The sequence below is a fragment of the Roseibium limicola genome, assembly GCF_017313085.1.
GTDB lineage: Bacteria > Pseudomonadota > Alphaproteobacteria > Rhizobiales > Stappiaceae > Roseibium > Roseibium limicola.
The window spans coordinates 157,225-172,204 of the sequence record NZ_JAFLNF010000007.1; the positions used below are offsets into that span (position 1 = coordinate 157,225).

Genomic DNA, 14,980 nt, shown 5'->3' on the forward strand with positions numbered 1-14,980 from the left:
CGGCCAAAACGGGTCCTTCCAGAGCAAGAGAGCGCCTCTCTGAAACGCTCCGACTGCTCCGTTACAAAGCGGTTGGGAAGCTCTGTGCACCGGGTTAAACTGTAAACTCCCAGCCCTGCAGGATGGAAGGCTGCACAATGCCACTACCCGGATCGACGCACCGGACCCAAGAACGGCCAGCTGCAGCGCCCCTCCAAGCGACATCGCCCGAACAGGCAGTCCGGTTTACGCAAACCATACCGCTCAAGGCCGTGACGGTACTGATGGTTCTTGCGCTGACCCTGCCAGAAATGCTGTGCCTTTCCATCGCCTCTACGCAGGCTGCATCATCTGGCGCAACCTTGCTTGCCCCCGGCCTTCCTGTCGATTCAGGGTTCGCCACCACTTCGAACCCGCAGAAGACAATCAGCCACCCAACGGGAAGCCGCCCCTCGCCATCAAGCTGTGTTGCCGACCTTCGCGCAGAAGGGATGGCCCGTGAGACGGTTTCGCCAGACCCAACACCTATCCCACTCAAGCCTGTTGCTCGCCGGGGCTTCCTGTTGTTTGAGGCAGATGACGGCCGGCGGTTCTCCCTGGCGGAAATCGTTTCAGCTGGTCTTCCTGAAGAGGCTTCGGCGGCGGTCAGCGTGCAATCCGGCCTGTCGCAAGACCTTGATCCGCCCTTTTTCGCAGTTATCGCCGGCCCGGAAAACCGCTGGGGCATTCAGCCCGCCTGGATCACCGATCGCCTTGGCCGACTGGTTCAGACGCATCTGCTGCGCCAAGGGCGCGCATTTGTCGCCCCCCAAGTGTCCTCCAGCCTTTGCTGGGCCGAACTGAAACAGGCAGAAAACGCCGCCCGAACAACCAGGGCGGGGCTTTGGACCACTGCTTTTCCCCTCCCCAGCCAAGTTCCTGCAGACATTTTGCACCACACAGGCCGCTTCGTTGTGATCGAAGGACCTGTCGTCTCCCTTGGAAAAACCAACAAGACCAGCTATCTCAACTTTGGCAGACACTGGAACTCGGATTTGACTGCGACGATCATGGACGACAAGGCCCCGCTTTTCCGGGAAACTCTGGAGCAGCTCGGCCGTTATCCGGAGTATTCGACCAGAAGCAGTGTTCGGGTTCGGCTTCGGGGCATGGTCACGGACCAGGATGGTCCTTTGATCATCCTGACACATCCGGCGCAGCTGGAGATCCTGGAATTGATGAAGGACGCAGAGTGACGATAGCAACGGCTTGGCAGCAGCAGCGATCCAAGAGCAGACCGTCGGGACAACAGCCACGATGCCGGGCATCGGTAACCCGTGTTTGCGGCAAACTGCTGAAGGCAACCGGCACACTGGCGCTGGTGCTCTCCCTGTCCGCTTGCCAGCTGCTGGGGAATTCCTCATCGGTCGGCGTCATCGCACCTGGCACCCTGCGCCCCGGATTGGCTGATGACATCGGCGCACGTGAACATCCGCGCGTCGTGGCCACCTATGGCGGCGTCTACGAGGACGCCGGAGCCGAACGGGCGATTGCCGGCGTCATCGGGCGACTGGTTGAGGCCTCCGATGATCCCTCGCAGAATTATCGCATCACGATCTTGAATTCGCCTGCGGTCAACGCCTTCGCCCTGCCGGGTGGATATCTGTATGTCACGCGTGGCCTGCTGGCTCTGGCCAACGACGTCTCGGAAATTGCCGCCGTTCTAGCCCATGAAATGGCGCATGTGACCTCAAACCACGCCATTGCCCGACAACAACGAGCGGAAGCCAAGGAATTTGCCAACAAGATCCTCAGCGACGTGCTTCAGGACAGCGAAAGCACGCGCCAGGCCATGCTGTCATCACAGCTTTCGTTTGCACGTTTTTCCCAGACCCAGGAGCTGCAGGCAGATGCCGTCGGCGTGAAAACCCTGGCCAAGTCCGGCTATGATCCCTACGCAGCCTCGCGCTTCCTCAAGGCCATGGCCGATTTTTCTGCCTATCAATCTGCCCAGGGCAGCGCCTCCGATGCCCCCGACTTCCTGTCATCGCATCCAACCACACCGGACCGCGTCAATCTCGCTGTCCGCGCAGCCCGTCAATTCGCCGCCCCCGGCATTGGGGAACGCGACCGGCAGCAGTACCTCTCGCGCATTGACGGAATGTTGTTCGGAGACGATCCGCTCGAAGGATTCGTTCGTGGCCGCGACTTCCTGCACAAGGCACTCGGGATCAGCTTCTCCGTACCGCGTGGCTATATTCTGGAAAACTCGTCCGAGGCGGTCCTCGCCAGCGACGGCGAGGGAACGGCAATGCGTTTCGATGGAGCGGACGTCAGCAATTACGACAGTCTCAGTGATTACATGACATCCGGATGGATCAACGGCCTGTTGCCGGAAACCGTTCGCGCCACCACTTTCAATGGCTTGCCTGGCGTCACCGGCGCCGCCATTACCCAAGGGTGGTCGTTCCGAATCGCCGTGGTGCGCATTGGCCGGACGGGATATCGCTTTATCTTCGCCAGCCGACAGCCGGACCAGTCGTTCGAGCAAGGATTTCACGAAACGGTCGAGAGCTTCCGCCAACTCTCGCCGACGGAGCGCGCCCGGCTGAAGTCCCTCAGGCTCAAGGTGATCGCAACCAAGTCAGGCGACACGGCGCGCAAACTTGCCATCGGCATGAGCGGCATCGAGCCATCCAGACGCCTGGAGTTCTTCAACATCCTCAACGGGCTGGATCCGCGCCAGCCGATCAAAGCCGGCACCTACGTCAAAATGGTGGTGGACTAAAACCGCAGGTACCGGCAAAGACGAAAAATCAGTGCCCACCACGCCTGTAGCATAGGGCCGATTGAGCCCCCCAATCATCTCAATGGCTGAAGGCTGCCCGATCCGCTTGCTTTGCCAACAAGGCAACTTTCAGTTTTTCCATGGCACGGCTTTCAATCTGCCGTACCCGTTCCTTGGAAATACCAAGGCGGTTACCCAGAGTTTCAAGAGTGGCCCCCTCCTCCGACAAACGCCGCTGACGGACGATCTCCAGTTCCCGTTCGCTCAGCACCTTCAGCGCAGATTTGAGCCAGTTGTGACGGCGCTCATCGTCAATCGACCGCGCCACAACTTCATCCGGCAAAGGTGCGTCAGAAACGAGAAAATCCTGACGATCCGATCCGCCTTCGTCACCCGAGACAACCGGTGCGTTCAAGGACGTATCGGGGCCGGAGAGACGGGCATTCATCACCGCAACGTCGTGTGGCTTGACACCCAACGCTTCGGCAATTTTCCGATGCACTTCGGAATCCGGCAAATGCTCGCGCTTGCCGGACAGCTTAGCTCGCAGCCGACGCAGGTTGAAGAACAGAGATTTCTGATTGGAGGACGTGCCACCGCGCACGATTGACCAGTTCCTCAATATGAAATCCTGAATGGAAGCGCGGATCCACCATGTCGCGTAGGTCGAGAAGCGGATGTCCCGCTCAGGCTCAAAGCGAGCGGCGGCCTCGAGCAGACCAACATGACCCTCCTGGATCAGGTCACCGAGCGGCAAGCCGAAATTGCGAAATCTGGATGCCACGGAAATCACCAGTCGCATGTGGGCCAGAGCCAACCTGTCGAGAGCCTCCTGGTCCTTGTCGTCACGCCAGCGCAGCGCCAGGGCCTTTTCCTCCTCCCGTGTCAGGTAGGGGGCTTTCATGGCTGTCCGGACCAGTTGGCGCTGTTCGCTCTGAGGCTGAGAAGACAGGGATTGGGACATATCTGCTACCACTCCACAGTTGTTACGGACTGGATACGCTCAAGTCAGTACCCTAGATCACGTGTCCTGACCTTAGGAGAGGCGTTTCGCGCACAAATGTGTGAACAGGCGGCAGATGCCCGTGGAGAACCGCTGGTCTCATCTGACCGAGATCCCAGGCCGTTCACATGCAAACCAACGCGCAGACAAAAAAGCCCCGGGCGAACCGGGGCTTCTCATATCGTCTAAAAGAGAGAGGCAGCTTAGGCTGCTTCTTCCTGATCGTCATCATCGGACGCTTCTTCGGCTTCGCCTGCAGCAGCCTTGAGGCGGCTTGGGGCAATCGCCAGATTCTGTTCGATCAACTTGACGGCTTCCGTTTCGGAGCACCTGTTCACAGCCGCGATTTCGCGCGCCATGCGATCCAGAGCAGCTTCATAAAGCTGACGCTCAGAATAGGACTGTTCCGGCTGGTTTTCGGAACGGAAAAGGTCGCGAACCACTTCGGAGATGGAGTTCAGGTCGCCGGAGTTAATCTTCGCTTCGTATTCCTGAGCGCGACGGCTCCACATGGTGCGCTTGATCCGCGGACGACCGCGAACGATTTCCAGTGCCTTGGTGACAGCATCCGGATCTCCAAGCTTGCGCATTCCAACGCTTGCAATTTTTGCGACCGGCACGCGCAGGGTCATCTTGTCCTTTTCGAACAGGATAACAAGCAGCTCAAGCGTATGGCCCGCGACGCTCTGCTCTTCGATAGCCGTGACCTGGCCAACTCCATGAGCCGGATAAACAATGAATTCGCCGGTTTTGAAACCCTGACGCTGCGCGGTCTTTTTCATACCAGTTGCCATTCTCTTGTATACTCCTGCGCAGTTACAGCCTCCGGAGACCGGAAGCCGAAATGACCGTCCGTGACGGTCTTCTGTTCTTTATGTGACACGCGGCGACCCACTCGCGTCGCTATGCAAGGACGCTGTTGATAGAGGGCGTGTCGGGGTGGTCAGCCGTTAAAAACCACACTATTGATAAATTCAGTCATACGAAGCTTGTGATCCTGTTCACAATCCGCCTCGGACTGCGGCGTTAAACACCTCCACATCGGGGGCTTTAACCTGTGTGATTACGACTATCGTGTAAATATAACACACAAAACGGAAAAATGAAAGAGCAATGAAGCGCTTATGCGCTCTTGTCACATTTTCGCAGAGTTCAGCCCCTAGTTTTGACGTCCCCTTCCTGTAAAACCTGACCGTTCTACTCGTCACATTTTGACGGGTTCGCTATGCCCCACAGAGGCAGCCTGTCGCAAACATAGCCATAGCGATATCTGCAGTGAGCCAAGCTCAGACGGCCGTCTTTGTCAGCCCCCCCCTCAGACGCACACCAACCCGCCCCCCCCTGCACTTGCCACTCAAACGCAGAAAGCCGCCGGGAGCGGATCTCCACGGCGGCCTTTTGTCTGGACGATGCAGTCAGAGGCGTCAGGCGCCTTTCGGGCCTTCCGGCGAGAAGTACTGCTCGAGTTTGTTCTCCTTGCCGTCAAACTCTGCAGCTTCCGGCAAGGCGTCTTTCTTCTCAGCAATATTGGGCCATTTTTCCGCATATTCTGCGTTCAGCTCAATCCACTTCTCAAGCCCCGGATCGGTGTCCGGCAAAATGGCTTCCGCAGGGCACTCCGGTTCGCACACACCACAATCGATGCATTCGTCCGGATTGATCACCAGCATGTTCTCGCCCTCGTAGAAACAATCTACCGGGCACACCTCAACACAGTCGGTGTATTTGCACTTGATGCAATTGTCTGTGACGACGTAGGTCATCGCTATCCTCTATGGCCGGCCAAGGCTCTCTCACACCCCGCGTCTGGGTGCTCATACCTCAATGGCAAAAGTCAAGCCGTTGGGTATCGCTTTTGGCGCGTGCGCGCAAGCGCTCGCCCTTGCGCCGCAGTGGCTGGATGAGAAAAACCCTTTTCTCAAAATTCCCCAAGGCGGATTTTCGTTTCAATCGTCGCCGAGAAAGGAATGAATCCGACGACGATCCCGTTTTGTCGGCCTTCCAGCACCCGCATCGCGCTGTCCCGGAGCCGGTCTGAAATCCGCTTTCGGGGACGGGGGCGGTGACAAGTCTTCATAAAGCAAGCAGGCCTCAGGGTAGGATCCGCGTCGCGTCGCCATTGCCTTGACCTTGAGGATCAGAATCTGACGTTCCTTGGTGATTGTCAGAACATCTCCGACCTTCACCGCTTTGCTCGCTGAGGAAATCTTATCCCCGTTGAGCCGAACGCTCCCGCCCGAAGCAAGTTTCTGTGCGAGAGAACGCGACTTTGTGACCCTGGCGTACCAGAGCCACTTGTCAATACGCAAACCGCCGGAGCCCGCTGGCGCCCAGCCGGATGCGCCAGATGGTTCTGACGCGGAAATTAGGACTTGCCCTTCTTGTCCATCCCGGCCTTCAACGCCATCAGCGCTGCAAATGGGCTATCGGGATCAACGGGCTTGTCCTTCTTCGGCTTCGGGCTGGACTCGAATGTCTTCGGACCTCGATTGCGCTCGGGACGCGGAGCGCCCTTACCACCCTTGCCGCGTTTATCGCCACGCGGACTGTCCTTGCGACCTTCGCCGCCTTTGGCCCGATTTTCCTGCGGACCAGCGCGACGGCCGTCCTGAGCACCCTGACGGCGCGGACGACGATCGCCACGACCCGGACGCCAGATCTCAATGGTGACGGTTTCCATTTCCTCGGAACCATCCGCCGCGGCATCTGCACTGTCGCCTTCAACTGGCTCAGCATCAGCTGCAACTTCCGCAGACGCAGGCTCTGTCGGCGTTTCCGCAGGCGCGGCTTCCGCTTCAGCCAGGGCAGCGGCCTCTTCGACGACGGCCGGAGCCGCCGCACCTTCGACGGCAACCTCTTCCGTCGAATCTTCTGCCGGAACTTCCACCGGCGTTTCTGCCGCAGCTGGCGTTTCCACCACAGTCAGGACAGAAACCGGACGCTGCACTTCCTTCGTCTCAACCCGGTAGCCCAAAGACTTCAGGATCTGCGTGAAATCATCACCGGCACACCCCAGAAGAGATGTCATAGCCACGGTCACGGTAAACCCGCCACCCTGCTGAATGGCACCTTCCGGCGGCGCAACGTCTGCATCCATCGGCTTCCAGGAAACCAGCGGACGAATGATGTCAGCCAGACGCTCCAGGATATCGACACGCACGGCACGTGGTCCGCAAACCCGGAAACCGACGACCTTGTAAAGCGCCTTGTCGATATCCGGATTGACCGGGATCGAGGTCCGCCCGGACGCAGAAAGCTGCGGCAGCTCACTGAGACCTTCCATATCCAGTGCGCCATGCTTCAGCGCCCAAAGCTGAGCCAGAAGCTGGCTCGGAGCAGGCTTCAAAAGCACTGGCACATAAATGTTATAGGCGCCAAAGCGAACGCCCATCTTGCGCAGCGAGGAACGCATGTCCTGATCGAGCTGGCGAATTTCCTCGGCAGCTTCCTGACGTTCCAGAATGCCAAGGTTTTCAACGATGCGGAAAGCCACACCACGCGCCAGACCTTCCAGGCCTTCAGCCGCCTGCAGATCGGTCAAGGGCTTGAGCAGCGTCTCGACCTGGGCTTTCACCCACAGATCCAGACGCTCTTGCACCTTGTCCCGCTCGGCTCCCGACAACAGCTCATCCGCCAACAGAATCACGGAGGGCTTCAGCACCTCTTCCGCAGCGGCGAGTTTCGCCACAACCTCTCCGCGCCAACGGATGGTTCCGTCGGACGACAGGATGAAGTCACCATTCTCGGCGCGCGACAGCCTGTCGGCCCGCGTTTCGATTTCGGCGGCCAGGGCTTTTTGCGCGGCCGCGCGCAAAGTCTTTCCGTCAGGTCCCTCGGCAGCTGCGTCGGGCGCAAACCGGAAGCCAAGCAGGTTCCCGATGTGCTGACCTTCTACGAGCACATCACCGCTCGGTGTGATTTCCGCTTCCAGCATGGCGTTCTCTCTCAAACGTCGCATTAAAACGCTGGTGCGCCGATCGACAAATCTCTGTGTGAGACGGTCGTGCAGCGCATCAGACAATTTATCTTCAATCTTGCGAGTGACCTGCTGCCAATGAGCCGGATCGGCCAGCCAGTCAGGTCGGTTCGCAACAAAAGTCCAGGTTCGGATATGGGCAATCCGATTAGCCAATGTGTCGATATCACCATCTACACGGTCTGCGAAGGCCACTTGACGGTTAAACCAGTCATCAGAGATGGCCCCATCCCGCATCAGATGAGTATATATCGTGTTCAGCATCTCCGCATGATTAGCCGGAGCTATCTTACGGTAGTCCGGGATTTGACACACATCCCAGATCAATTCCACCGCATCCCGACCTTTTGCCAGGTCAGAAATGGAAGAATCGCGCAAAAGATGCTCCAGAGCGACGATATCGTCGCCAACCGGAGCACGTGCCAGCCCATCTTCGCGAGGGACGACATCCAGCGACTGACGCAAAATCGCCGTCGAAGAAAAATCCAGACGGCTGTTACGCCATTGCAGCACCTTCAGTCCGTTGAACTGATGTCCCTCGATCTGATCGACCAGTTCATCGTCCAGCGGGTCCACCCGTCCGGTCACGCCAAACGTCCCGTCCCGCGTGTGACGACCCGCCCGGCCAGCGATCTGCGCCATCTCGGCAGCCGTCAGCTGACGGTATTGATAACCGTCGTATTTCCGATTGCCGGCGAACGCCACATGGTCGACGTCGAGATTGAGCCCCATGCCAATGGCATCGGTCGCAACGAGATGCTCCACGTCGCCGTTCTGGAACAGTTCCACCTGCGCATTGCGCGTCCGCGGGCTCAGTGACCCCAGAACCACCGCCGCCCCGCCGCGCTGACGCCGCAGCAGCTCGGCAATGCCGTAGACTTCGTCGGAGGAAAAAGCCACGACGGCAGAGCGCGCCGGCAGACGGGAAACTTTCTTGGAGCCGACATAGGTCAACACCGACATTCGCGGCCGCGTGACGACATTCAGCCCAGGCAGCAGCTTCTCCAGCAACGGACGCACCGTCGCCGCGCCCAGCAGCAGGGTTTCAGAACGCCCTCGGATGTTCAGAATACGGTCGGTAAAGACATGACCACGATCAAGATTGGCCGCCAGCTGCACTTCATCGATTGCCACGAAATCGACAACGATATCGAGCGGCATCGCTTCCACAGTCGAAACCCAGAAGCGCGGATTTTTCGGAATGATCTTTTCTTCGCCGGTGATCAGGGCAACACTGTCGATCCCGGTGCGGTCCGCAACCCGGTTATAGACCTCGCGCGCCAGAAGGCGCAGCGGCAGACCTATCATTCCGGTCGGGTGCGCGACCATCCGCTCGATCGCCAGGTGGGTCTTGCCGGTATTGGTAGGCCCCAGAACCGCTGTAACGGTACGCGAGCGCGCCTGAGGCGGCAGCATCATCGGGGCAATAGGGCGAGGCATGAGCGGTCTTACTTTTGCCAGCGGGGATGGGTGGACCTCCGCCAGTCGGTCTCGTGAAAAGTCGGCGCTGTCTATCACAGGCAGCTTGCTCTGTCCCGGCCTTTTTTTCCAGAAATTCAATGAGAAACGCCCTCTTGGCCGAGAATTGCGGGCCGGAAATTCCCAGTCTCGCGGCGTACGCAAGACTGCAACCAGAACGAGTCTGGAACAAAAACGGCCCGAATCGCTTACTTAGCGTGATTCCGCTTTCGTTCTCCACCAGATATGGCCTCTCGCCATCACCAGCCCCCCCAAATCGTGAATCATTCCAGAATCATGCACATTATCAGCAGCCCCATCGGCTGCCCGCTCGGATTCGGAGTCAAGATTAAAATTCGACTCCGCAGGCGGACAACCTGACAACAACCACGTTAATTCATCGGACAGACCGGAAACAGAATTGGCACGAATCGGCTCTTGCCCTCGGTTGCGTCTTTGTTCCCACAACATCTGGTAGATCGGCGCGACCTCTCCTCTAAAAGTGCCTCCGGCCTCTGCCGCACAGGTCGTGTTTTCAGGCTGCAGCTTAACAAATATGTTCCGTTCTGAACCAGCCCACACCGACGCGGACAGCATTGTGCAATGCATCCGGCACTCTGACGAAAATGCAGGAACTGCAGCGTCTGTTTTGGCAATGCACAAATAAGGATTTGGAATGGGGTTATAACCAATATTCAACCAGAGGACTTGCGCTCTGGGCCAGAATTCGGATTATCGTCTTTATGCCGTTGGGTTTTCTGGCTGTAGGGAGTGCAATCTTGTCGATCCGTAAAATTCTTGTCGCCAACCGTTCGGAAATCGCGATCCGTATTTTTCGCGCTGCAAACGAACTCGGACTGAAGACAGTCGCCATCTTCGCAGAGCAAGACAAGTTGGCCCTCCATCGGTTCAAGTCCGATGAAGCCTACCAGGTCGGAAAAGGCCTCGGCCCGATTGAAGCCTATCTCAATATCCCCGACATCATCCGCATCGCCAAACAGGCCAACGTCGACGCCATCCACCCAGGCTACGGCCTGCTGTCGGAAAGCCCGGAATTTGCGGAAGCCTGCAGTGACGCAGGCCTGATCTTCATTGGCCCAACGCCAGAAACAATGCGCCGTCTCGGCAACAAGGTCGCCGCCCGCGAGCTGGCAATTGCCGCTGGCGTTCCCGTCATGCCAGCCACAGACCCGCTACCAGACGACATGGACGAGATCAAGAAGCAGGCACTTGAAATCGGCTACCCGGTGATGCTGAAGGCCTCCTGGGGCGGTGGCGGACGCGGCATGCGTGTCATTCCGGACGAGGAAACCCTGCTCAAGGACGTGACCGCAGCCAAGCGCGAAGCCATGGCCGCGTTTGGCAAGGACGAAATCTATCTGGAAAAACTGGTCGAGCGTGCCCGCCACGTCGAAGTCCAAATCCTCGGCGATGGTCAGGGCGGCCTGGTTCATCTGTTTGAGCGCGACTGTTCCATCCAGCGCCGCCATCAGAAAGTGGTCGAGCGCGCGCCCGCCCCCTACATCAGCCCGGACAAGCGCGCCGAACTTTGCGAATACGGCCTGAAAATCGGCAAGGAAGTCAATTACCGCGGCGCCGGCACTGTCGAATTCCTGATGGATACGGACACCGACGAAGTCTACTTCATCGAAGTGAACCCGCGTGTTCAGGTGGAACATACGGTCACCGAAGAAGTGACCGGTATCGACATCGTCAAGGCTCAGATCCAGATCCTCGACGGTCACAAGATCGGCAGCGCGGAGAGCGGCGTCCCCGAGCAGGCCGACATTCGCCTCAACGGCCACGCCCTGCAATGCCGCATCACCACGGAAGATCCGGAACAGAATTTCATTCCGGATTATGGTCGTATCACCGCCTATCGCGGCGCGACCGGTTTTGGCATCCGGCTTGACGGTGGCACGGCCTATTCCGGCGCCGTGATCACCCGGTTTTATGACCCGTTGCTGGAAAAAGTGACCGCCTGGGCGCCGACTGCTGAAGAAGCCTGCAAGCGCATGGATCGCGCCCTCCGGGAATTCCGCATCCGTGGCGTGGCAACCAACCTCGAGTTTCTCGAAAACATCATCGGACACCCGAAATTCCGCGCCAGCGATTACACCACCCGCTTCATCGACACCACGCCGGAACTCTTCGCCCAGACACGCCGCCAGGACCGGGCGACGAAGCTCCTGACCTATATTGCCGACGTCTCGGTCAACGGCCATCCGGAAACCCGCGACCGGCCGGAACCTTCAAAAGACGCCATGCTCCCCGAGGTGCCGCACTTTGGTGAGACCAAGCCGGACGGCACGCGCCAGTTGCTGGACCAGCTTGGCCCCAAGGGGTTCGCCTCCTGGATGAAGGATCAGAAGCGGGTGCTCGTCACCGACACGACCATGCGCGATGCGCATCAGTCACTGCTGGCCACCCGCATGCGCAGCCATGACATCGTTGGGATCTCCGACGCTTATGCCAGTGGGTTGCCGGAATTGTTCTCGCTGGAATGCTGGGGCGGCGCCACTTTTGATGTGGCCATGCGCTTCCTGACGGAAAGCCCGTGGGAGCGGCTGGCCCAAATTCGAGCCAAGGCGCCGAATATCCTGCTGCAAATGCTGCTGCGTGGCTCCAACGGCGTCGGTTACACGAATTATCCCGACAATGTGGTGAAGTTCTTCGTCAAGGAAGCCGCAGAGGCCGGCGTCGACCTGTTCCGCGTGTTTGACTGCCTGAACTGGGTGGAGAACATGCGCGTTTCCATGGACGCGGTGGTGGACTCCGGCAAACTCTGTGAAGGCGTGCTTTGCTACACCGGCGATCTGCTCGACAGCGCCCGTCCGAAGTACGACCTCAAATATTACGTCGGGCTGGTGCATGAGCTGGAGGCCGCAGGGGCCCACATCATTGGCATCAAGGACATGGCCGGTCTGCTGAAGCCGGAAGCCGCGCGCCAGCTGGTCACCACCCTGCGCCAGGAAACCGACCTGCCACTGCACCTCCACACCCATGACACCTCCGGCATTTCTGCCGCAACAATCCTGGCTGCGGTTGACGCTGGCGTCGACGCCGTCGATGCAGCAATGGATGCCCTGTCCGGCATGACGTCGCAGGCCTGCCTCGGCTCCATCGTCGAAGCACTGCGCGGCACAGATCGGGCGACCGGTCTGGATCCCGAAAGCATTCGCAGGATCTCGTTTTACTGGGAAGCCGTGCGTAACCAGTACGCCGCTTTCGAAAGCGATCTGAAGGCCGGTGCGTCGGAAGTTTATCTGCACGAAATGCCTGGTGGCCAGTTCACAAACCTCAAGGAGCAGGCCCGCTCGCTTGGTCTTGAAAGCCGCTGGCACGAGGTGGCGCAAGCCTACCGCGATGCCAACATGCTGTTCGGCGACATCGTCAAGGTCACGCCCTCCTCCAAGGTGGTCGGCGACATGGCTCTGATGATGGTCAGCCAGGGTCTGACGGCGCAAGATGTCGCTGATCCGTCCAAGGATGTCGCCTTCCCTGACAGCGTCATCCAGATGCTGCATGGCGATCTCGGTCAGTCACCCGGCGGTTGGCCCGAAGCCATTCAAAAGAAGGCCCTGAAGGGCGGCCAGCCGATCATCGTACGTCCGGGCTCGCTTATCCCCGCAGCAGATCTCGATGCAGAACGCGACAAGCTGAAGGAAATCATCGGCGCCGAGCCGACCAATCAGGACCTGGCCGCCTACCTGATGTATCCGAAGGTCTTTTCCGACTTCGACAAGGCTCAACAGCTCTATGGCCCCACGGAGGTTTTGCCGACGCCGGTCTACTTCTACGGGCTGGAAGTCGGTGATGAGATCCTCGTCGAACTGGAACCGGGGAAAGCCCTCGTCGTCGTTTGTCAGGCCATTGGCGAGACGGATGAGAACGGCGACCGCAAGGTGTTCTTCGAGCTCAACGGCCAACCACGGATCATCAAGGTTCCGGACCGGATCCACGGTGCAACCGGGGCAGCGGCAAAGCGCAAGGCCGAGGAAGGAAATGCCAACCATCTGGGCGCGCCGATGCCTGGCGTGATCTCGACAATCGCGATTCAGTCAGGCCAAACAGTCAAAGCTGGCGACATGCTGCTGTCCATCGAGGCAATGAAGATGGAGACCGCTCTCCATGCCGAACGCGATGGCGAAATCTCCGAAATTCTCGTCACCCACGGCAGCCAGATCGACGCCAAGGACCTGCTGATCGTCTACAAATGATCAAGCAGGTCTAACGGCCAGAGCCTTCGCCAGTGTCATCCTCGGGCGTGTCCCGAGGATACAGAACAGCCTTTGATTCAAAACAATGGGTGCCCGGGGCAAGCCCGGCATGACAGAGGAGAGGGAAGGAACCGGGGCTTACACAGGCTTGCCCCTTTGCTCATACCTTCAAAAATCAACCGTCAGACCTTTGATTTCCCAATCTTCGTAGCGCGTTGGCTCCAGACCGCCGCGGCCATCAACTTCCTTCGGCAACTTCTGCTGTCGCGCATCGATTTCCTTGCGGCGGGCTTCCGCTTCCTGCAAGGCCCGCTGTGCCGCAGGGGGCAAGTCCTCAAATTTGCGCGCCGGCTGTTCATCCGTCTTCGGCGCCAGGGACGGTGCGTCGGCAGCGACCGTGTAGCCGGGCATTGCGGTGGAGGGCACTTTCGGTGTGTCGGACATGATGTCGGCTCTTCTGATCTGTCAGCATTTCGACCGTTCATCGAATGCAACAAACCTTGCGCAAACGGCGGAACGATCCCATTTCTTCTGAAGTTGGGATATAGAGCCCCACGCTGACGAATGCAAAAAGGTCTTGGACGGGCAAAGATGAATTACATCAAGACGGCAATGCTTCTTGCGGGCATGACCGCTTTGTTCATGGGCATCGGTTTCATGATCGGCGGTCAGGCGGGCATGATGATCGCGCTCGTGATCGCAGCTGCGATGAACCTTTTCGGATATTGGAACTCCGACAAGATGGTCCTGCGCATGCACAATGCGCAGGAAATTGACGAAAGCTCCGCCCCTGAATATTACGGTCTGGTGCGCCAGCTCGCCGCCCGTGCGGACTTGCCGATGCCAAAAGTCTATCTGATTGACAACCCGCAACCGAACGCCTTCGCCACCGGGAGAAACCCGGAGAATGCTGCCGTCGCCGCAACCACTGGCCTGCTGCACATGCTCAGCCGTCAGGAAGTCGCTGGCGTGATGGCGCACGAGTTGGCGCATGTGAAAAACCGCGACACGCTGATCATGACGATCACGGCGACACTTGCCGGAGCGATCTCCATGCTGGGCAACTTCGCCTTCTTCTTTGGCGGCAATCGGGACAACAACAATCCCTTCGGCTTCATCGGCGTTCTGGCAGCGATGATCGTCGCTCCGATGGCGGCCATGCTCGTTCAGATGGCAATTTCGCGAACCCGCGAATATGCCGCCGACCGGATGGGCGCTGAAATCTGTGGCGAGCCCATGGCCCTGGCTTCCGCCCTCAACAAGATTGCTGGCGGCGTCGCGCAGGTGCGCAATCCGGACGCGGAACATAATCCCGCCACCGCCCACATGTTCATCATCAATCCGCTGTCGGGAGAGAAGATGGACAACCTGTTCTCCACTCACCCGGCAACCGAAAACCGCATCGCGGCGCTGCGTGAAATGGCCTCCACTGGCGGCTCAGCCGCCTTCCGGAGCGCCCCTTCCCGACCAAAGGCGACAGCGCCGCATTCCGGCAGCTCTCCCGTGCCGGATCATCCACGCCGCCCCAAAGGCCCCTGGGGCTAAGCCCATGTCAAAGCACCCGTAAGCCACGTTGC

At 59.0% G+C, this 14,980-nt stretch carries 10 protein-coding genes; 4 read left to right on the forward strand and 6 right to left on the reverse strand.

Annotated features, from left to right (window positions below; translation table 11 throughout):
* The first annotated feature begins 137 nt into the window (after positions 1–137).
* Positions 138–1,214, forward strand: a complete 1,077-nt coding sequence (locus tag J0X15_RS15860) for a thermonuclease family protein (protein ID WP_206942783.1) — start codon at positions 138–140, stop codon at positions 1,212–1,214.
* Positions 1,211–2,746 (forward strand): M48 family metalloprotease, encoded by a 1,536-nt coding sequence (locus J0X15_RS15865; RefSeq protein WP_209015389.1) that lies wholly within the window; start codon positions 1,211–1,213, stop codon positions 2,744–2,746. Before J0X15_RS15860 ends, J0X15_RS15865 begins: the two co-directional genes overlap by 4 nt.
* A gap of 79 nt (positions 2,747–2,825) precedes the next feature.
* Here J0X15_RS15865 and J0X15_RS15870 read toward each other — a convergent pair whose 3' ends face one another.
* The 5 genes from J0X15_RS15870 to J0X15_RS15890 all read right to left on the reverse strand — a co-directional run bounded on the left by J0X15_RS15870 (position 2,826) and on the right by J0X15_RS15890 (position 9,165).
* Entirely contained in the window at positions 2,826–3,710 is an 885-nt protein-coding gene (locus J0X15_RS15870; RefSeq protein ID WP_206942785.1) for an RNA polymerase factor sigma-32, read from the reverse strand.
* Positions 3,711–3,952: 242 nt separating this feature from the next.
* A complete protein-coding gene (locus J0X15_RS15875; protein ID WP_206942787.1) occupies positions 3,953–4,543 on the reverse strand; it encodes a CarD family transcriptional regulator in 591 nt (196 codons plus the stop codon).
* A 630-nt stretch (positions 4,544–5,173) separates the two neighbouring features.
* On the reverse strand, positions 5,174–5,512 hold the full coding sequence (fdxA, locus tag J0X15_RS15880) for a ferredoxin FdxA (RefSeq protein ID WP_206942789.1): 339 nt from the start codon (positions 5,510–5,512) through the stop codon (positions 5,174–5,176).
* A gap of 183 nt (positions 5,513–5,695) precedes the next feature.
* Complete coding sequence (locus J0X15_RS15885; RefSeq protein WP_331461932.1) at positions 5,696–6,115, reverse strand: RNA-binding S4 domain-containing protein; 420 nt, start codon at positions 6,113–6,115, stop codon at positions 5,696–5,698.
* Entirely contained in the window at positions 6,115–9,165 is a 3,051-nt protein-coding gene (locus tag J0X15_RS15890; RefSeq protein ID WP_206942793.1) for a helicase-related protein, read from the reverse strand. Before J0X15_RS15890 ends, J0X15_RS15885 begins: the two co-directional genes overlap by 1 nt.
* Before the next feature lie 797 nt (positions 9,166–9,962).
* Between J0X15_RS15890 and pyc the strand changes: the two genes are divergently transcribed.
* Positions 9,963–13,403, forward strand: coding sequence for a pyruvate carboxylase (pyc, locus tag J0X15_RS15895; protein WP_206942794.1), 3,441 nt, complete (start codon positions 9,963–9,965; stop codon positions 13,401–13,403).
* Between the two features lie 168 nt (positions 13,404–13,571).
* Here pyc and J0X15_RS15900 read toward each other — a convergent pair whose 3' ends face one another.
* On the reverse strand, positions 13,572–13,814 hold the full coding sequence (locus tag J0X15_RS15900) for a DUF1674 domain-containing protein (protein WP_209015408.1): 243 nt from the start codon (positions 13,812–13,814) through the stop codon (positions 13,572–13,574).
* 180 nt (positions 13,815–13,994) lie between these two features.
* Between J0X15_RS15900 and htpX the strand changes: the two genes are divergently transcribed.
* Complete coding sequence (gene htpX / locus J0X15_RS15905) at positions 13,995–14,948, forward strand: zinc metalloprotease HtpX (RefSeq protein WP_206942798.1); 954 nt, start codon at positions 13,995–13,997, stop codon at positions 14,946–14,948.
* Positions 14,949–14,980 lie beyond the last annotated feature (32 nt).

What these genes read in the sequence shown, in the direction of transcription:
- J0X15_RS15860 (WP_206942783.1), top strand. Translation starts at nt 138, where the DNA reads ATGCCACTACCCGGATCGACGCACCGGACCCAAGAACGGCCAGCTGCA.
- J0X15_RS15870 (WP_206942785.1), bottom strand. Translation starts at nt 3,710, where the DNA reads ATGTCCCAATCCCTGTCTTCTCAGCCTCAGAGCGAACAGCGCCAACTG.
- J0X15_RS15875 (WP_206942787.1), bottom strand. Translation starts at nt 4,543, where the DNA reads ATGGCAACTGGTATGAAAAAGACCGCGCAGCGTCAGGGTTTCAAAACC.
- fdxA (WP_206942789.1), bottom strand. Translation starts at nt 5,512, where the DNA reads ATGACCTACGTCGTCACAGACAATTGCATCAAGTGCAAATACACCGAC.
- J0X15_RS15890 (WP_206942793.1), bottom strand. Translation starts at nt 9,165, where the DNA reads ATGCCTCGCCCTATTGCCCCGATGATGCTGCCGCCTCAGGCGCGCTCG.
- J0X15_RS15900 (WP_209015408.1), bottom strand. Translation starts at nt 13,814, where the DNA reads ATGCCCGGCTACACGGTCGCTGCCGACGCACCGTCCCTGGCGCCGAAG.
- htpX (WP_206942798.1), top strand. Translation starts at nt 13,995, where the DNA reads ATGAATTACATCAAGACGGCAATGCTTCTTGCGGGCATGACCGCTTTG.